The sequence below is a fragment of the Halomonas sp. KHS3 genome (genome assembly GCF_000830495.1).
GTDB lineage: Bacteria > Pseudomonadota > Gammaproteobacteria > Pseudomonadales > Halomonadaceae > Vreelandella > Vreelandella titanicae.
Map to the genome: position 1 here is coordinate 1,416 of NZ_JWHY01000005.1, position 17,660 is coordinate 19,075.

14 protein-coding genes and 1 rRNA gene (1 of these 15 only partly in view) are annotated in these 17,660 nt (G+C 54.1%); 8 read left to right on the plus strand and 7 right to left on the minus strand.

Features of this window, described 5'->3' with window-relative positions; all coding sequences use genetic code 11:
- The 7 genes from RO22_RS13135 to RO22_RS13165 all read right to left on the minus strand — a co-directional run.
- Positions 1-91 (minus strand): 16S ribosomal RNA (locus tag RO22_RS13135); it reaches 1,368 nt to the left of the window's first position.
- A gap of 456 nt (positions 92-547) precedes the next feature.
- On the minus strand, positions 548-1,540 hold the full coding sequence (locus RO22_RS13140) for an adenosine deaminase (RefSeq protein WP_027957439.1): 993 nt from the start codon (positions 1,538-1,540) through the stop codon (positions 548-550).
- A gap of 27 nt (positions 1,541-1,567) precedes the next feature.
- On the minus strand, positions 1,568-3,298 hold the full coding sequence (gene cydC, locus RO22_RS13145; protein WP_009286905.1) for a thiol reductant ABC exporter subunit CydC: 1,731 nt from the start codon (positions 3,296-3,298) through the stop codon (positions 1,568-1,570).
- Complete coding sequence (gene cydD, locus RO22_RS13150; protein WP_041158498.1) at positions 3,295-4,968, minus strand: thiol reductant ABC exporter subunit CydD; 1,674 nt, start codon at positions 4,966-4,968, stop codon at positions 3,295-3,297. The genes cydC and cydD overlap by 4 nt, the downstream gene beginning before the upstream one ends.
- 3 nt (positions 4,969-4,971) lie before the next feature.
- Positions 4,972-5,973: a cytochrome d ubiquinol oxidase subunit II gene (gene cydB / locus RO22_RS13155; RefSeq protein ID WP_009286907.1), complete on the minus strand. Its 1,002-nt coding sequence runs from the start codon at positions 5,971-5,973 to the stop codon at positions 4,972-4,974.
- A gap of 2 nt (positions 5,974-5,975) precedes the next feature.
- Positions 5,976-7,391, minus strand: coding sequence for a cytochrome ubiquinol oxidase subunit I (locus tag RO22_RS13160; RefSeq protein ID WP_009286908.1), 1,416 nt, complete (start codon positions 7,389-7,391; stop codon positions 5,976-5,978).
- 274 nt (positions 7,392-7,665) lie between these two features.
- On the minus strand, positions 7,666-8,643 hold the full coding sequence (locus RO22_RS13165; protein WP_027957440.1) for a calcium/sodium antiporter: 978 nt from the start codon (positions 8,641-8,643) through the stop codon (positions 7,666-7,668).
- Positions 8,644-8,988: 345 nt separating this feature from the next.
- Between RO22_RS13165 and RO22_RS13170 the strand changes: the two genes are divergently transcribed.
- The 8 genes from RO22_RS13170 (at position 8,989) to RO22_RS13205 (ending at position 17,654) form a co-directional block, all read left to right on the plus strand.
- The gene (locus tag RO22_RS13170) at positions 8,989-10,362 is read left to right on the plus strand and encodes a paraquat-inducible protein A (protein WP_027957441.1); all 1,374 of its coding nucleotides are present in this window, start codon (positions 8,989-8,991) and stop codon (positions 10,360-10,362) included.
- Positions 10,355-12,040 (plus strand): intermembrane transport protein PqiB, encoded by a 1,686-nt coding sequence (gene pqiB / locus RO22_RS13175; RefSeq protein ID WP_027957442.1) that lies wholly within the window; start codon positions 10,355-10,357, stop codon positions 12,038-12,040. The genes RO22_RS13170 and pqiB overlap by 8 nt, the downstream gene beginning before the upstream one ends.
- A gap of 10 nt (positions 12,041-12,050) precedes the next feature.
- The gene (locus RO22_RS13180; RefSeq protein WP_022523273.1) at positions 12,051-12,635 is read left to right on the plus strand and encodes a membrane integrity-associated transporter subunit PqiC; all 585 of its coding nucleotides are present in this window, start codon (positions 12,051-12,053) and stop codon (positions 12,633-12,635) included.
- Positions 12,636-12,700: 65 nt separating this feature from the next.
- Positions 12,701-13,207: a helix-hairpin-helix domain-containing protein gene (locus tag RO22_RS13185; protein ID WP_022523272.1), complete on the plus strand. Its 507-nt coding sequence runs from the start codon at positions 12,701-12,703 to the stop codon at positions 13,205-13,207.
- Positions 13,208-13,479: 272 nt separating this feature from the next.
- The gene (locus RO22_RS13190; RefSeq protein ID WP_009286911.1) at positions 13,480-14,736 is read left to right on the plus strand and encodes a DEAD/DEAH box helicase; all 1,257 of its coding nucleotides are present in this window, start codon (positions 13,480-13,482) and stop codon (positions 14,734-14,736) included.
- Positions 14,737-14,831: 95 nt separating this feature from the next.
- Complete coding sequence (locus RO22_RS13195; protein WP_027957443.1) at positions 14,832-15,335, plus strand: hypothetical protein; 504 nt, start codon at positions 14,832-14,834, stop codon at positions 15,333-15,335.
- Positions 15,336-15,343: 8 nt separating this feature from the next.
- A complete protein-coding gene (locus tag RO22_RS13200; protein WP_027957444.1) occupies positions 15,344-16,552 on the plus strand; it encodes a CynX/NimT family MFS transporter in 1,209 nt (402 codons plus the stop codon).
- A gap of 25 nt (positions 16,553-16,577) precedes the next feature.
- Complete coding sequence (locus RO22_RS13205) at positions 16,578-17,654, plus strand: asparaginase (RefSeq protein ID WP_009286913.1); 1,077 nt, start codon at positions 16,578-16,580, stop codon at positions 17,652-17,654.
- Positions 17,655-17,660: the final 6 nt, after the last annotated feature.

The following is a 17,660-nucleotide window of genomic DNA, read 5'->3' on the forward strand; positions in this document are numbered from 1 at the left end:
GGGTAGCAAGCTACCCCTGTTACCGCTCGACTTGCATGTGTTAGGCCTGCCGCCAGCGTTCAATCTGAGCCATGATCAAACTCTTCAGTTTAAGATCTATGTGATCCTTACATGTCACCCGAGGGCAACAAAAGCGGATCAAACTTGGCTCAAGGTTCAAACGAATTCATTCAAAACAGATMYCAAAGGACGAATCCTTTAAAACCTTATTGCTTGAGTCGCTTGCCTTGATATTTGGTGATTTGTGGCTCAAGGTTCAAACGAATTCATTCAAAACAGATATCAAAGGACGAATCCTTTAAAACCTTATTGCTTGAGTCGCTTGCCTTGATATTTGGTGATTTGYCACCAACATCAGCAAGCGCCCACATGAATTACCTGATCAAATTGTTAAAGAGCTAGTCGATGAGGCCGTGCCCCGTTGACGTGTGCGTATACTACCCGATTCACCGCCAGGGTCAACAGCGATTTGAATATTTATGAGTAAAAACCTAGCACTGCATCTGATTAAAACAGCGCCTAGTCTGTGTGACTAGGCGCTGTAATGCTATACCCCAGCTAAACGAGCGAGAAGTTCTTCGCGTCGGCCTGGGCTAGTAAAGGCTTCCTCAATGGCGTTGCGGGTTATCTGACGAAAAACCGCCTCATCCCAGTCAAACGCATCGGCGCAAGCAATGTGATTGGTCAACATACCGCCACCAAAATAGGCGGGGTCATCCGAACTAATGGTTACTTTGAGCCCTTCAGCCAAAAGCTTGGGCAGCGGATGATCACGCAAATCCTCTACTACCTTTAAGCTGACGTTTGAAAGAGGGCAAACCGTTAGAACAATCTGTTCACTGCGCAAACGCTCAACTAGCACATCACTTTCTAAACAGCGCACCCCGTGATCAATGCGCTGAACATCAAGGATATCCAGGGCTTCTTTAATATAGTCTGCGGGGCCTTCCTCCCCGGCATGGGCCACGCGCACAAGCCCAAGCTGCTTAGCGCGCTTAAACACCTCAACAAATTTTACCGGTGGGTTGTTTTGTTCAGCGCTATCCAGACCGATGGCATCTAGCATTTTCCAATAGGGAGCGGCTTGCTCAAGTACATGCAACGCCTCCTCTGCGGGACGGTCGCGGAGAAAAGCCATAATCATGCCGATAGAGAGGTCGAGGTTATCCTCTGCCTCCTGCTTAGCTTTTAATAGCCCAGCCATTACCACTTCAAGCGGCACACCACGCTGTAGGTGCGCCTGGGGGTCAAAGTGCATGTCGATATGCACAACACCCTCCTCCCGCGCGCGCTTGAAATAATCCATCGCCAGGTCGTAAAAATCTTCCTCGTTACGCAGCACGCTCATGCCCTGAAAATAGAGATTCAGGAACCCCTGCAGATCATTGAAGTGGTAAGCATCTTTGGCTTCTTGAACTGTCGTATAGGGCAGCTCAATCCCATTACGCTGTGCTAGTGCAAACATTAGCTCTGGTTCCAGCGAGCCTTCGATATGCAAATGGAGCTCTACTTTAGGAAGATTGCGTAAAAATTCGTGCATGGAGGGCTCCTGGCTATCTCTTATCAATTAATCAATATCGCTCATTACCGATTCTTTAAGTGCGAACTGGCTAAGTCTACCGGCATCTAAATGCCAGTGGTACTCGACCCCAGGCAATGGGTTCAGTGAACCAACTTGATGGACAAAGAATATAACCGTTCGATTAAGCAGCCATTGATCCAGGGAAGCCGCAAGGTGGTTTGCCGTCACCGCATCAACGCCTGCAAATGGCTCGTCAAGAATCACCACTTGAGGACTGCAAAGCATTAGCCGTGCTAATGCCAAACGCCGACCTTGACCACCCGATAGCTGCTGGCCTTTTTCGCCCACCGACGTGGCTAAGCCTTTCGGCAGTTGCTCAACCCAACCATCCAAGGCAACGGCCTTCAATACCTCCCAGAGGTTTTCATCGCTTGCGGTGGGGTTGGCAATACGCAGGTTCTCAGCAATAGAGGCATCAAACAGATCCACCTGCTGAGTGAGCATAGCAAAGTGATTAGCACGGCTTTCGACCGAGAGCTGCCACACTGGCACGCCACCCACCATCGCCTCACCCTGAGTTGCTTGTAAGCGTCCCATCAACACACTGGCTAAAGACGATTTTCCGGCACCAGAATTGCCGGTAATCACCGCTCGCTTTCCAGCGGGTAGTTGAAAATTAATACACCTTAGCGCGGGCTCTAATGTTTGCGCATAGCGCAGAGAGAGCTGATTAACCTGAACGCTGAGATCAACATCTTCAGGTAGCGTAACAACAGGGGCAGCCGACGATGAATCGCTGGTTAGCGCATTTAACCGACGCACCGCTGCATAGCTAGCGCCCAGCTTGATAAAGCTAGCAGGTAGTGCGATAAACGCCTCATTCACCCCCAGCACTATCAATGCAACCATCACCAAAACAGGGCCCGTGACCAGCTGCTGGCTAAATACCAGGCTAGCGAACCACATAACTGCCACTACCATTAATCCGCTTATGACACTCACCAGGCAGTTTATTAGCGCCGCTTTACGCCCCAAGCGGCGCTGATTGCCGAACGCTTGCTGCTCTTGAGTCGCGATCATCGTCCGGTGCCACTGGGTCGTTTGATAGCTCATCAACTCAGCCGAGGCCTGTACTTGGTCGACCACTAGGCGGCGCAACGACTGCTGGTCAACCACCTGCTGATAGCTTTGCGAAAATCCCCAGGCAGCCGCTAACAAGGTCGCTACCAGCCAGAGCAAGCCCAGCGTCACCGCCATCAGCACGGCAATGCTGGGTAACCAAATAGCCACAAAAAGCGACACAGCCAATACACCAAGCAGCGCCACCAATGGTGGCACCAAGAGTCGCAGATAAAAATTATCCAGGGTGTCGATATCAGCCGTTAAACGGCTCAGCCAGTCGCTGGCACGCTCACCCTGCAAGCGAGCGTCGTCGAAGCGTGTTAAATGGCCGAATACCCGATAACGCAAGTCGGCAAGCAGCGTTAACACCGTATTATGGTTATACAGACGCTCAACATAGCGCGCGATAGTGCGCGCCAAGGCGAAGAAACGAATGCCACCACCGGGAACATAAACATCGAGCCGCGCAGGAATACCCAGCGCTAAAGCGATACCGGTCAAAGCACTAGCGGTAATAAACCAACCCGACAACCCCAGCAGCGCAAGCCCGGCCATCAGGGTGACCCAAACCAGCAAGGCGCCCACCAAAAAGCGCCTGCGGCGGCGCACTAAGAGCAGCAGCCAAGGGCGGAAGTCACGGTAAATAGCCATCATGAGGCCACCTCTACCAGTTCACCCTGTTCAAAAGCCAGATGGCGTTGAGCGGCGGCGATCACGGCCGGATGGTGGGTCGCTATGACCAGGGTGCGCCCCTCTTGGGCAAGCTCAAGCAAAGCAGCCATCACGAACTGCTCTGTCTCTTGATCTAAACTCGCCGTCGGCTCATCTAACAGCACCAACGGCGCATTGCTAAGATACACTCGCGCGAGGGCAAGGCGTTGAGCTTGGCCACCCGATAACCCTACCCCACGCTCGCCGATTAACGTATCCAGACCCTCGGGTAGCTGAGTTAACAGAGGCCCAAAACCAGCGCGATGGAGTGCGGCAAGCATTTCTCCACGGGAAGCTTCGGGCGCCGCCAACCGTAGGTTATCGATCAAACTGCCGTGCAAGAGACAGGGCTGCTGATCCAGCCAGGCATAGCGGCTACTTTCTTGTCGAAGGTACTTGCCAGCGCTTGGGGCGATAAAGCCCGCGAGCAGCGCTAACAGCGTTGACTTGCCGCTACCGGAGACACCGCTAAGCACCACTACCTCACCCTGCTGAATGGTGAGATCGATAGGGCCTATCACTTGCCCACGGCTAGGATAAGCAACGCAAGCAGCCTTTAACTCAATGGCCGACCTATCTGACCGCGGAGCCATATAGTGATGCCCACTCACCAAACTTGGCTGATTGAGGATATTCACCACGCTCTCGGCGGCACCGAGTGCCGCCGCGCGATCATGGTAATGCTGAGAAAGCGTGCGCAGCGGTTGGAAAAATTCAGGCGCGAGCAGTAACACCGCTAAGCCCGAAAAAAGCGTCAACGATGCTGCCGGCCCGTACTCGATGTAGCCCAGCAGGCCGAAACCGACATACATAGCCACAACCGCAATCGCGACCGAGGAAAAAAACTCCAGCACTGCCGATGAGAGAAAAGCCAACCGAAGGGTACGCATGCTAAGACGTCGATAACCATCCGTGGCATACCAAACATCCTGCTGTGCGGCTGACGTACGGCCAAAAAGCTGCAGTGTGGTCATACCGCGCACACGGTCAATAAAATGCGCTGACAATCGCGATACCGCAACGAACTGGTCGCGATTAAGGCGCTCAGCTCCCATGCCAACCAATGCCATAAAAAGTGGAATAAGCGGTGCAGAAAGCAGCAGGAACAGCGCCACCAGATAATCCAGCCAACCCGCCACCGCCAGAATCAATAGCGGCAAACAGAACGTAATGCGCAGTTGAGGGTAAAAACGCGCGAAATAACCTTCCAGCGCATCTATATGCTCAACCGCCTGATTTGCCAGCGAGCCGCTATGCTGATTGGTAAGCCACACCGGGCCCAAGGCAGACAGTTTATCCAACAGCTGAGCTCTGGCACGCTGTCGAATTCGCAGGCTCGCCTCCAGGCTTAATGTTTCATGCCCCCACTGAAAGGCAGCGCGTAACAGCACACTGCCCACCAGAAGGGAAAATATCGGTAATAGAGAAATGGGTGATCGATGATGCACCACTAGCTGATCAATAAGCCACGCAAGCCCAACCACCACGACTATCGTTTGACTACCTGCCAACACGCCACAAAGCGCTGAACCAAGCAGGCGTTTACGCTCTCCCTTAGCCAACGCTTGCAGCCAACTGCGCGGCGTAAGAGAAAGCGTGTCTTCAGTTACCATGAATCAGTGGTATCCCTCGCCTACACGTACCTTGCCGCGGAACACCCAATAGGTCCAGGCGGTATAGGTCAATATAATCGGGATAACGAATACCATACCTACCAGCAGGAACAGCTGTGACTCCGGCGAAGAAGCCGCATCCCACAGCGTATAATCCGGCGGCACGATCACCGGCCATTTACTGACGATCAGGCCTAAATAGGTGAAGACATAAATGCCGATAGTGGCCAGGAAAGGCACCCCTTCACGCCGTTTTTGCACCGAACGGAAAACCACAAAAGCGCAAGCCAAGGCAGCAAATGGGAAAACCCAAATCAGTTGAATATTGCCGAACCAGCGCTCCCAGACCAAAGGATTCACAAACGGCGTCCAGAGGCTAATCACCGCAAAAACAAACAGCACCAGTGCCAGCAGCAGTGGAGTGATTTTATAGGCCCAATCCTGCACATGCCCCTCTGATTTCAGTATTAGCCAAGTTGCTCCTAACAGCGCGTAGCCTGCCATCAAGCCAAGCCCCGTTAGTACCGAGAAAGGCGTTAGCCAGTCAAAGGCACCGCCCACATAGGCAAAATCTTCAACCGGAAAGCCCTGGATATAGGCTCCTACCACGGCACCTTGCGCAAAGGCGGCAACCGCCGACCCCCAGCAAAAAGCGCGGTTCCACCAGCGGCGGTTACGGCGAGATTTAAAGCGAAACTCAAAGGCTACGCCACGGAAGATCAAGCCTGCTAACATTAAGAAAACGCCGATGTAAAGCGCAGGCAAGAACACCGAGTAGACCAGTGGGAAAGCGCCTAATAGCCCAGCCCCGCCGAGCACTAGCCATGTTTCATTGCCGTCCCAAATTGGCGCCACCGAATTCATCATCACATCCCGAGCATCTTCATCGGGAGCAAAGGGGTAGAGAATACCCAACCCCAAATCAAACCCATCCATAAGCACATACATCATGATGCCGAAACCGATGATGAAGGCCCAAACTAACGTTAGATCAAACATTTCCATGTCTAGCTCCTCACCGGGTCAACGTCATCATCAAAAGGTGTATGCGCCGCCGACATAGGCCGCATGGGGCGCTTGAAGTTCTCGTCGGTGGTTTCGCGTTCCTCTTCCGGCAGCATGCCGTTACGCACCACACGGGTGAGGTAATAAATGCCCGCGTAAAACACCACGCCGTAGACCAAGGCATAGCCAATCAGCGTAAACAGCGCCATAGGGCCGGTGAGCGACGGGGTTAAGCCCTCGGCATGGGTCATCATGCCGTACACCAACCAAGGAGAACGGCCTGACTCTGTGACGATCCAGCCCGCCAAAACAGCCACAAACGGCATGGGAATCATTGCCGTCAGGCCTTTTAAGAATAGACGTTTGTCATAGATACGCCCTTTGCGGCGCAACACCAGCCCCGTCAGCGCCACCGCAATCATTAGCAGACCAATCCCTACCATAACTCGGAAGCCCCAGAAGACGATCAGCACTGGCGGCTGCTCTTCAGGCGCCGCTTCATTAATCCCCGGCACCTCCCCATCAACAGAGTGAGTCAAGATAATGCTGGCCAAGTTCGGAATAGCCAGCTCAAAGTGGTTGGTTTGTGCTTCCTGATCAGGAATGGCAAACAGCAGCAGCGGCACATTGCCAGAGGTTTCCCAGTGCCCTTCCATGGCAGCCACTTTAGTCGGCTGGTGCTCCAGGGTGTTTATGCCATGAAAATCGCCGATGACGGCCTGAGTCGGTGCCAAAAAAAGCAGCAGCCAGAGGCACATAGAGAGAGCTCGGCGATTCGCTTCCGGGTCTCGATCGCGCAACAGAAACCAAGCACTCACCCCAGCGACAACGAAGCCACCGGTCAAGAATGAGGCAACGGCCATATGCATAAAGCGGTAAGGAAACGACGGATTAAAGATCGCCTCGCTCCAGGAGGTCACGTGGAAGCGGAAGTCAACTAACTCTACGCCCGCAGGGGTATGCAACCAGCTGTTAGCGGATAGAATCCAGAAAGAAGAAATAAAGGTGCCCACCGCCACCATAATGGCAGCAAATAAATGAACCCCTTGAGGCACCTTACCGCGGCCGAATAGCAGGACGCCCAGGAAGGCTGCCTCTAAGAAGAACGCGGTGACAACTTCATAGCTGAGCATGGGGCCGAGGAAATTCGAAGAGGCCTGGGAAAAGTTGCTCCAGTTAGTGCCAAACTGGAACGACATAACGATGCCTGACACCACCCCCATCCCAAAGACAACGGCAAACACCTTTGTCCAGAATAGCGAGAGGCGATCCCATGCAGGGTTCTTCGTTGTGAAGAACAGACCATGGAGCAGCGCAATATAAGACGCTAGACCAATCGTAAATACGGGGAAGATAGCGTGAAACGACACAACGAATGCAAATTGCAATCGCGATAAAACCAGCGGATCAAGTTCCATTTCACTCTCCTAAGACCTAATCGATATCCCATCAATGGGCTAACACAAGCTTAGTTGAGCCTTTATGGCAGTGCACTTTTAGTTATAAGCACTAAGCTTATTTCTTTACGCTAGTTTTTTACACTACTATTCCTGCGTTACTTTGCTTCACGCAACTTAGCTTCCGTCACTAGCGCCCCTCTTGGACAGCCATTGTATTACAGTAGCCGGATGTCCAAGATGGGTCGCATTGACGCACCAATTACCCTTGCGGTGCGGTATGGCAAAGTAGGCACTATCGCGACATAATAACGACGCTGACCATATAGCTGGTGTACGCGACAAACAGCGCCAGCAGAATCCCCCCCTCCAAGCGATTAATGCGCCGCGGACGACCACGCCAAGAAAACGCAAACAGGATCATCAGCAGCGTCATACCGGTCATCACGCTCCAGTCGCGCACGAGCACCTCTCGCCCCGCCTCAATCGGCGCAATGACACCGGCGAGGCCGACCACCGCCAAGCTATTAAACAGGTTAGACCCAACCACGTTGCCTAGCACCATATCGTGCTCTTTTCGACGCAGGGCAGTAATCGAGGAAGCAAGCTCAGGGAGCGACGTCCCGATGGCGACTACGGTCAAACCAATAATCAAATCGCTCACACCAAAGCGCAGTGCAATTTCAACGGCTCCCCACACCAGAAGCCGCGAACTAGCGATAAGCAGCACCAACCCCACCAGCGTCCACATGATGGCTTTACCGCGAGACATCGGCTTGCTATCCAGGGTTTCAGCGACCTCAGACACCAGCGCATCGTCGGACTGATTGCGAGAACGCAGAATGCTCACAACGATAAAGACAACCAATGCCAGCAACAGGCCAACGGCCTCCCAACGCGCGACGAATCCATCCAGCAGCATTAGGCCCGTTGCTAACATGACCAGCATCAATATCGGCATCTCTTTACGGATAACGCTAGAGTGCACCGACAGTGGTGCAACAAGGGCTACCAAGCCGAGAATTAAACCGATATTGGCAATATTTGAGCCATAAGCATTCCCCACCGCCAAACCTGGGTTTCCATCCAGCGCCGCCAGCACGGATACCATCATTTCCGGCGCCGAAGTACCAAACCCAATCACCAGCATACCGATCAATAGGGGTGACAAACCAAGCCAACGAGAGGTTGCCGCCGCGCCGTCGATAAATTTCTCAGCGCTCCAAACCAGTAAGATCAATCCAACTACAACTGCTAATGTGGGAAGCAACATTTCATTTCCTTCATGACATAATGATCGGTACTGTTTTATAGGTTGTGCTTCTGAGCAACACTTCATTGCAACGGCAGTAAGATGCTATTACTAGCAATGCCTGCCACTATATGGCGACACTAGCACGTAAACCTGACGCGGAAGTACGCGGCCAATCAGGTCGAATCTAACTGTTCGCCATTGCGCCGCAGCATCGTTGTCTAAACTAACCCATTGGTCAAGCGGCCAGACTATGTTTTTAAACATTATTTCAGTGACATAGACTTGCTAAAATGCGTGTTTGACATGCTTAATCCGCCACATCCTAGTAGTTTTGCTAGGGGTTCGCACTGAGAGTTTTGGTTTTTGCGCCCACAAAAATTGATTAAGCGCCGTCCACTGCCCGTCAACGCCCCCCTTGTTGACAGCTTGCCGCCTGAGGTTAGAACTCAGCGACGGCGTTTGCGTGCCTGCCACGAATGCGACTGGGTATCCGCGCTACCGCCGTTAAATTCTGGCGAGAAAGCAAGCTGCCCACGCTGCTCACACGTGTTGGTTAAGCGCCATCGCTACCCCGCTCAGCGCAGTATGGCCCTGGCCATCGCCTCGCTTGTCGCACTAATGCTGGCAGTGTCGTTTCCGTTTATTAGCTTTACGGTCAGCGGAGTAAGCAACCGCATCGAGCTGACCCAGACCGCCACCACACTGATTGGCTTTCACCAACCCGTGGTGGCTATCGCCGTTATTATGACCATAGTGGTGCTGCCAGCCGTGTATTTGCTTGGCGTTCTTTGGCTTCAATTTGGACTACTTCGCGATCGCCCCCTGCCCTTTAGTCGCGATATTGCACGCTCACTGGCGCATTTAACGCCGTGGATGATGGCCGATGTCTTTATTATTGGCGCCTTGGTGAGCCTGATAAAAATAGCGGGCCTGGCCGATGTGGAAATAGGTATCTCCTTCTGGGCGTTTTGTGCATTTGCGCTGCTGTTGCTGATGACAAGCCAGTCCCTGGATGCCGATTGGATGTGGTTCTCGCTTGAGGGAGAACCACTGGCTCCCGAAGGTACCCGGACAGGCCTACCCGCTGGTGAACAAGGGCTGACCGGCTGCCCAACCTGCGGACTGATTAACCGCCTATCGCCCCAGGGCCGTGGGCATTGCATTCGCTGCCATGAAAAGCTTCATCAGCGTCTTCCTAACAGCTTGCAACGTACTTGGGCACTGCTGGGCGCCTCTGCCATTATGTATATTCCAGCCAATATCTACCCCATTATGACCACTACTAGCCTAGGCAACTCCTCGCCTTCTACGATTATTGGTGGCGTTGTTCAACTGATCCAGATGGGCTCCTGGCCGATCGCAGCGGTTATCTTTATCGCCAGTGTTATCGTACCTGTAGGTAAACTCGTTGCGCTAACTTGGCTTTGTTTGGTGGTTAAACGTAGCAGTGCGCTCAATGCTCAAAGTCGCACGCGGCTGTATCGTCTAACAGAGTTTATTGGTCGCTGGTCAATGGTCGATGTCTTCGTGGTGGCTATCTTAGTGGCACTGATTCGCGCAGGCTCCCTGATGTCGATTACGCCAGGCCCTGCGTCGCTCGCCTTCGGCGCCGTGGTTGTGTTAACCATGCTTGCAGCAATGACCTTTGACCCGCGCTTAATTTGGGATACCCCTCTTCCACATCGTCACCCTCTTCTTCGCCGTAAAGCGGCCACCAAGGAACCTGTTGATGGCTAACGAAACAGAATCGTCAAACACTGACCCGATTAACGATCAGGAGCTAAATAAGGCTAAAACATCGCGCCAGACCAGGTTATCGCCCATTTGGGTGGTACCGATCGTCGCGATTGCTATTGGGTTATGGCTGGTTTACGACAATTACGCTAGTCGTGGAACTCAGGTGACGCTGACCATGGAGAGTGCTGAAGGCATTGAGGCGGGCAATACGCTGATTCGCAGCCGTAATGTTGAAGTAGGCCGCGTACAAAGCGTGCGCCTGTCTGACGACCTTTCCCATGCAGTGCTGACCGCTCGTATTCAGCCGGAAGTGGAGGATCTTCTGCGCGAAGATACCCGCTTTTGGGTGGTTAAACCGCGCATTGGCCGTGAAGGTATTAGTGGGTTGGGTACCGTGCTCTCTGGCGCTTATATACAGCTTGAGCCAGGCACAGAGGAAGCACCACGGCGAGAATTCCCCGTTAGCGATATCCCCCCTGTTGCACCCGCTGGCCAAGCGGGACTGCGTCTTAGCTTGACGAGCCAGTTAGGTAACTCACTACGCGTCGGTGACCCGGTCTCCTATCAGGGCTACACCGTGGGACGCATCGAAGAAAATAGTTTCGAGCCTGAGTCACGCACCATGCAACATCAGCTATTTATTGAGGAGCCATATACAGACTTAGTCACCGACAGCACTCGCTTCTGGACCTCTAGTGGTGTCGATTTCCGCTTAGACGCCGACGGCGTTCGGGTTAACGTTGAGTCATTGGAAGCGCTGCTGGGTGGCGGCGTTACTTTCGGCGTGCCCGAAGATCTGCCCATGGGTCAGCCGGTTGAAGCCAACACACGGTTCACTCTCTACGCTGATGAGGATGCCGCTCGGGAAGGAACCTTTAATCGTTATTTGGAGTATGTACTGCTGGTCGATGAAACGGTACGCGGACTCTCCAAAGGCGCACCGGTAGAGTTTCGCGGGGTACGCATGGGCACCGTTGCCGCCGTACCCTGGAACTTTACCGCTCCGCAGCCCGACTCACGGGCACGCTTTGCCATCCCCGTACTGATCAGAGTCGAACCTCAGCGCCTAGGGATCGAAAATAGCGATATTAACCTGGAAGAGTGGAAGGCGAGATTCCAACGCATGTTCGGCCTCGGACTACGCGCCTCGCTAAAAAGTGGCAGCCTGTTAACGGGCGCTCTGTTTGTAGACTTGAACTTCCACCGCGACCTTGCCGATGAGTATGTCGCCGAGCGCTTCTCAGATCGAGATGTCTTCCCCACCGTAGCAGGCGGCTTTGCTCAGATACAGGCCCAGGTAACCGATCTACTTGAGAAACTAAACGCCCTTGAGGTTGAACCGCTGTTAACCGGTTTGGATAGTAACCTTCAAGCTTCTGAGAGCATGCTGAATGAGGTTCGCGACGTGAGCGCCTCTCTTAATCAATTGCTCAATGATCCTGAAACCCAGGCTGTGGGCGGCAACCTCAACGCAACCCTGGAGGAATTGCGCAGCACGCTACAGGGGCTATCGCCGTCATCGCCGGCCTATCAAGAGCTGACAACCGCCATTGAGCGACTGGATCGCTTGATGCGTGACCTGCAGCCTTTGACTCGCACGCTCAACGACAATCCCAGAGCACTGTTGTTTGATAATCTGGATGCTCAAGACCCCATACCGCGTGCGCCACGTGATTAAGGAGCGAACGATGTTTACATGGATGAGATATTCACTGCTGCTGATCTGCTTGTTGCTATCCGCCTGCGCCAGCAGTGTCACGCCCCCCGCTCGCTATATGCTGCCAAGCGACCCATTGGCTAGCACACCCCGCCAGCCCGAGGGTACGCTTATAGTGAGCGCACCACGGCTAGCCCACTACCTGGATGTCGACGGCATTGTGATGCAGCTAGACGACATTACACTGAATGCCGCTCGGGAACACCAGTGGGCAGAAGGCTTAGGCAGGCAATTAGAGCGGAGAGTGCGCGCCAATCTATCCAAAGCGTTGCCAACACTTAGGGTTATGCGTGGTGAAGGTGATCAATCCAACGCCCTCACCCTGCGCCTGAACGTAGATCAATTCCAGGGCCGCTTTGATGGTATCGCCGTGGCTAGCGGCCAATGGCAATTGCTAAACGATGCCGGCGAGCTGTTAGAGATGGAAACTTTCTATGCCGAAACGCCTCTTGCAGAAGATGGCTATCCCGCCCTGGTGCGTGCATTAAGTGATAGCTGGGATCAAGCTGCCGAACTTATCGCCACTAAAATACGTCAGGGCGATTATTTTGATTAATCAGTGCTTTTCTAAACTGAGTTTGCTGCACTACGCTTAATGCTAACCCTCTCAGGGATGTCAATATGCCAGCTGAACCAAGCCAGACCACGGGTCTGCCCGCTGAACAACTACGCGATGCCATTAACGCCCTAATGCATACCGTAACGGCACTGCTTGAGGGCGAACCGACTCAAGGAGTCCTCGAAACGGCTTTAAATAGCCACGATGCTCTGCGCGATCAGTTAGCAGCCCAGGCTCACGATGCCACAACGCTAGCCGCGCTTCAGCGCATTGAGCAGTTTATTACTATTCAAGCTGGGCACTATTATCAAATGGCTAGCGTCGATTTTGATGAACAGCAAAACAGTCGTTTTCTCACCCTCTTTGCGCGACAACTACTGGGGCTCGACGGCATAGGACCAGCCACGGCCCGCCAACTGTTTCAACTTGGTGTTTTCACCCCTGAGCACTTTTTTACATTAGCCCCCAAGGAAGTGGCCCAGCTTGATTTGCCTGCGGCTACTTTAGCGCGGTTAATCCCACTGCATGCCCAGGCCCCATCGCTGGAACGATTCAGCGAAACAAGCTGAGGCCCTATAACCGTGTTACACTACTCGGCTTATTACTGACACGTAGTTTTCTGGTGTGTCCGTGCACACCAGAATGATAGTGCTGCTTGGCGCTATAACCTTCACGTCTCCTGTCACGGTCATCCACGGCTACCCAACGACCATCGCGGCACACTGAATTATCTGGCACACTTCGCTGCCGCGAAGGTGAATCAACCTCGCTTTTTGAACATTACATCTAGTGATAACAGCCACTTACCGGTATTAACTCACTAGGTGACTGCGGAGAACGCATGAGCTTTTCTGAACTTGGCCTGCACGCCGATTTATTACGCGCTGTTACAGCGCAAGGTTACACCGAGCCTACCCCGATACAACGACAGGCTATCCCCGTCGTACTAGAAGGTCGTGACATGCTGGCCAGCGCCCAAACCGGCACGGGTAAAACCGCTGGTTTTACGCTGCCAATGCTGCAACGTCTAAATACCGGCAAACGACCTACAAAGCGTCAGGTACGTGCACTGGTGCTAACCCCTACCCGTGAGCTTGCCGCTCAAGTAGGCGAAAGCGTGTCGACCTACGGTCAACATCTGGCACTGCGCTCCCACATTATTTTTGGTGGCGTTGGCCAGCAGCCTCAAATCGATGCCCTAAAAGCCGGTTTGGATGTACTTGTAGCTACCCCTGGCCGCCTGCTGGATCTTCACCAGCAGGGGCATGTGGATCTCTCCTGCGTTGAGATTTTAGTGCTTGATGAAGCTGACCGTATGCTGGATATGGGCTTCATTCACGACATTAAGCGCCTGCTGCGCCTGGTGCCTAAAAAGCGCCAAAACCTGCTGTTCTCGGCGACATTCTCTAACGAGATCCAAACCCTGGCACAACAGTTGCTGGATAACCCGGCGATGATTGAGGTAGCGCCACGGAATGCCACAGCCGACAAAATTGAGCAGGCCATTTACCGTGTCGACCGCGAGAAGAAGCGCGAACTGCTGGCTCACTTAATTCAACAGAACGGCTGGTTCCAGGTTCTGGTATTTACGCGCACCAAACATGGCGCTAACCGCCTTGCAGAGCAGCTCTCCAAGCAGGACATTCCTTCCATGGCGATCCATGGAAATAAAAGCCAGGGAGCTCGCACTCGCGCGCTAACGGCATTCAAGAGCGGCGACCTGCAGGTACTCGTGGCCACCGATATCGCTGCTCGCGGCCTGGATATCAATGAGTTGCCCCACGTCGTCAATTTTGACCTGCCCAACGTAGCGGAAGATTATGTCCACCGCATTGGCCGCACCGGCCGTGCGGGCAGCAATGGCGAAGCCGTTTCGTTGGTGTGTGTCGATGAAGATGCCCTGCTGGGCAATATTGAGCGGCTAATCAAGCAGAAGCTAACAAAGCACATTGAACCTGGCTTTGAGCCCGACCCCAGTATCAAACCTGAGCCCATCGAGAATGGTCGACGCAACCAACGTCAGCCTCGCGCCAAACGCAAGCCCGAAGGCCAGAGTGCCAATACCGGCGGCGAGCGTAAACGCCGCGCGCGGCGCTAGCTCAGAGCGCAGGAATATGCGAAGGTGTCGCCTTTGCATATTCCAAGCCGCTGTTTCCAGCAGCTATTTTAGCCAATACTTTTCACGGAGTGATTATGGCGTCTTCTCAACTGATGGCCGAGTATCGCCAATGGCTGACGTTCCAACGTCAAGAGCAGCTCAGCCGCGAACATCAAGGGATCGTGCAGCGTTTAGAGGACGCCCGTGCGTCAGCTAATCAGGTGCTTCAAGCCTACCGCAGTATGGCTGAAAAGGCCTCGATCGAAGGGGCCTGCTACCGCACGATTTTCTTGCGCCAACGGGATGACAACCACGCCCTCCCCTGCGAAGGCTGGCTTTTTGTACGCCGAGTACTGAGCGAAGGCAATAGCACCCGCGTACGTGTCACCCTGCTTGAAACTTTTACCCTTGAAGATGGCATCATGGCGCCAGGCGATAAACCTGCTCGCAAGCTTACTTTAGAAATATTTGACCAGTTGAATATGGATAAAGGCATGCGCACAAACGTCAGGGTCGACTGTCTGGACACTCCCCAGGATTACCACTTTATTACGCTACTCGATGCCGTTCGCGGAGACTTGCGTCCCCACCTTAAGTAAGTACTCGTATGGCAACGCGTCGCTCGATTACGTTTATTTTGCTGATGGTCGTGGTGGGGCTTAATTTACGCCCCGCCATGTCTTCGGTTGCCCCACTGCTTACTCGCCTGCAAGAAAGCGCGGGGCTTTCCGCTACCGCTGCGGGGTTACTCACCACGCTACCCGTGCTGTTTTTAGGCCTCTCCGCCCCGCTTGCCCCTGCCCTGGCTAGACGTATAGGCAGTGAACGGGCGCTAAGTTCGGCATTGGCACTACTGGCTGCGGGGTTGGTTTTACGTGGTTTACCTTTCCCCGGTGGGCTCTTTATTGGCTCGGCGATGGCAGGCTGTGCGATCGGCATTGGCGGCACCCTGCTACCGGCCCTGGTTAAGCGTGAACTTCCCGATAGTGCCGACCTGCTTACCGGTTTATACACCATGGCGCTCTGCTTAGGTGGCGCCTTAGGGGCTGGGTTTAGCGTCCCATTAACGCAACTGCTCGGCAGTTGGCAGGCGAGTTTGATGAGCTGGTCACTGCTGGCGCTGTTCGCACTGGTGCTTTGGCACTTCCAAATGCCCCGAACCACAATGACCAACACGCCGACAGCGCCCAAAAGCGGTATTTTACGGCTTCTTAAGCAACCGCTTACCTGGCACGTCATGCTGTTCATGGGCATTCAATCGTCCATGGCGTACATCGTATTTGGCTGGCTGCCTACTCTGCTGGTTGATCGCGGTTATAACGAGGCCGATGCGGGCTGGACAATGGCGGTGTCGATTATGTGCCAGCTAGCCTCCGCGCTAGGCGCGCCCTGGCTTGCACGAATGGGGCGTGACCAGCGTCCCGCGCTATTGGCTGTGCTGCTTAGCACCGCCATTGGCCTATGGATGCTACTTATTGCGCCATTAGTGTGGCAATGGCCAGGCGCCGCTTTACTGGGTATCGGTCAAGGCGGCAGCTTTAGCCTGGCGCTGAGCCTACTCGTCTTACGCACGGCCAACTCCCGCCTTGCCGGTCAGCTTTCTGGGCTGGTTCAGGGCGGTGGTTATACACTGGCAGCACTTGGGCCTTTTGGTGTGGGAGTTATGCTGCAAACAGGCGCCAACACATCACAAATCGCTTGGTTATTGATTATTCTGATCACGGTTTGTTGTGGCTTTGCGCTACTGGCGGGCCGTAATCAGCGTCTAGATGACCAGAGCGGCGAACTTTTGATACAGCGCGTAAGACCCACTTAGCAGGTTTCGCACAAAGCCCCAGGAGATGGCGATGATCCCTCACTCCCCTCTTGCCAGCAGCGTTCCCGCCCAAGAGCGAATATTAGTCATTTACACCGGCGGCACCATCGGTATGCAACAGCATGCTGAAGGGCTTGCGCCTAGCGGTGACTTTGCCACTCGCATGGCAAAGGCCCTGAGCCAGCTACCGCTTGCCCAACAGCAATCCCTTCCACCTTATAAGGTCGTCAGCTACACCACGTTGATTGACTCAAGTGCGGCCACCCCGCTCACTTGGCAACAGCTCGCCCAGGATATCGACGACCGGCTAACGGCCTTCGCCGGTTTCGTGATTATTCACGGCACTGACACACTCAGTTGGACCGCTTCCAGCCTCGCCTATCAACTCCAGGGGCTAGATCGGCCAGTGGTCGTCACGGGCTCGATGTTGCCACTAGAATCGCCCGACAGCGATGCCTTGCACAATTTGCACGGCGCGCTGCAGTTCGCTGACAAGCCTGAGCTCCAAGAAGTGGCGATTTACTTTGCAGGGCAATTGCTGCGGGGTGCCCGCGCCATTAAGCAGCACAGCGAAGCAGCCAACGCCTTCGCAAGCCCCAACTACCCACTGCTCGGTGAGCGGGTAGGCGATGATTTCGTTTATTACCCCAGCCGCGGGCTTGGCCTGCAGCAGCGTGGCGCGCCACGTTTCGAGCTCCCCGACTACCGCCTGGTCAATCAGGGAGAGATCGTGCGCATCGCTCTTTGGCCGGGCGTAGCAGCCTGGCAGCTGGATGCTTGGTTGAGTGATTCACGGGTAAAAGGGGCGTTACTTCAGCTCTGGGGCGCGGGTAACCTCCCCGACGATCCCCACTTGCTTAACGTACTTGCCAGAGCCACCGGCGAAGGCAAACTGCTTGCCGCCATTAGCCAGTGCCCGCAGGGCAGTGTCCACCTGGGTGCTTATGCGGCAGGTCACGGCCTGAGCGATGCAGGCGTTGTGGCAGGCGATGATATGACGCCGGAGGCGGCGTTCACCAAGCTAGCCCATTTACTGGCCCAGCCACTCGCGTTAGAAGATCAACGACAGCGCTTTTTAACACCACTGGTTGGCGAACGTTGATCAAAC

What these genes read in the sequence shown, in the direction of transcription:
- RO22_RS13140 (WP_027957439.1), bottom strand. Translation starts at nt 1,540, where the DNA reads ATGCACGAATTTTTACGCAATCTTCCTAAAGTAGAGCTCCATTTGCAT.
- cydC (WP_009286905.1), bottom strand. Translation starts at nt 3,298, where the DNA reads ATGATGGCTATTTACCGTGACTTCCGCCCTTGGCTGCTGCTCTTAGTG.
- cydD (WP_041158498.1), bottom strand. Translation starts at nt 4,968, where the DNA reads ATGGTAACTGAAGACACGCTTTCTCTTACGCCGCGCAGTTGGCTGCAA.
- cydB (WP_009286907.1), bottom strand. Translation starts at nt 5,973, where the DNA reads ATGGAAATGTTTGATCTAACGTTAGTTTGGGCCTTCATCATCGGTTTC.
- RO22_RS13160 (WP_009286908.1), bottom strand. Translation starts at nt 7,391, where the DNA reads ATGGAACTTGATCCGCTGGTTTTATCGCGATTGCAATTTGCATTCGTT.
- RO22_RS13165 (WP_027957440.1), bottom strand. Translation starts at nt 8,643, where the DNA reads ATGTTGCTTCCCACATTAGCAGTTGTAGTTGGATTGATCTTACTGGTT.
- pqiB (WP_027957442.1), top strand. Translation starts at nt 10,355, where the DNA reads ATGGCTAACGAAACAGAATCGTCAAACACTGACCCGATTAACGATCAG.
- RO22_RS13180 (WP_022523273.1), top strand. Translation starts at nt 12,051, where the DNA reads ATGTTTACATGGATGAGATATTCACTGCTGCTGATCTGCTTGTTGCTA.
- RO22_RS13185 (WP_022523272.1), top strand. Translation starts at nt 12,701, where the DNA reads ATGCCAGCTGAACCAAGCCAGACCACGGGTCTGCCCGCTGAACAACTA.
- RO22_RS13190 (WP_009286911.1), top strand. Translation starts at nt 13,480, where the DNA reads ATGAGCTTTTCTGAACTTGGCCTGCACGCCGATTTATTACGCGCTGTT.
- RO22_RS13195 (WP_027957443.1), top strand. Translation starts at nt 14,832, where the DNA reads ATGGCGTCTTCTCAACTGATGGCCGAGTATCGCCAATGGCTGACGTTC.
- RO22_RS13200 (WP_027957444.1), top strand. Translation starts at nt 15,344, where the DNA reads ATGGCAACGCGTCGCTCGATTACGTTTATTTTGCTGATGGTCGTGGTG.
- RO22_RS13205 (WP_009286913.1), top strand. Translation starts at nt 16,578, where the DNA reads ATGGCGATGATCCCTCACTCCCCTCTTGCCAGCAGCGTTCCCGCCCAA.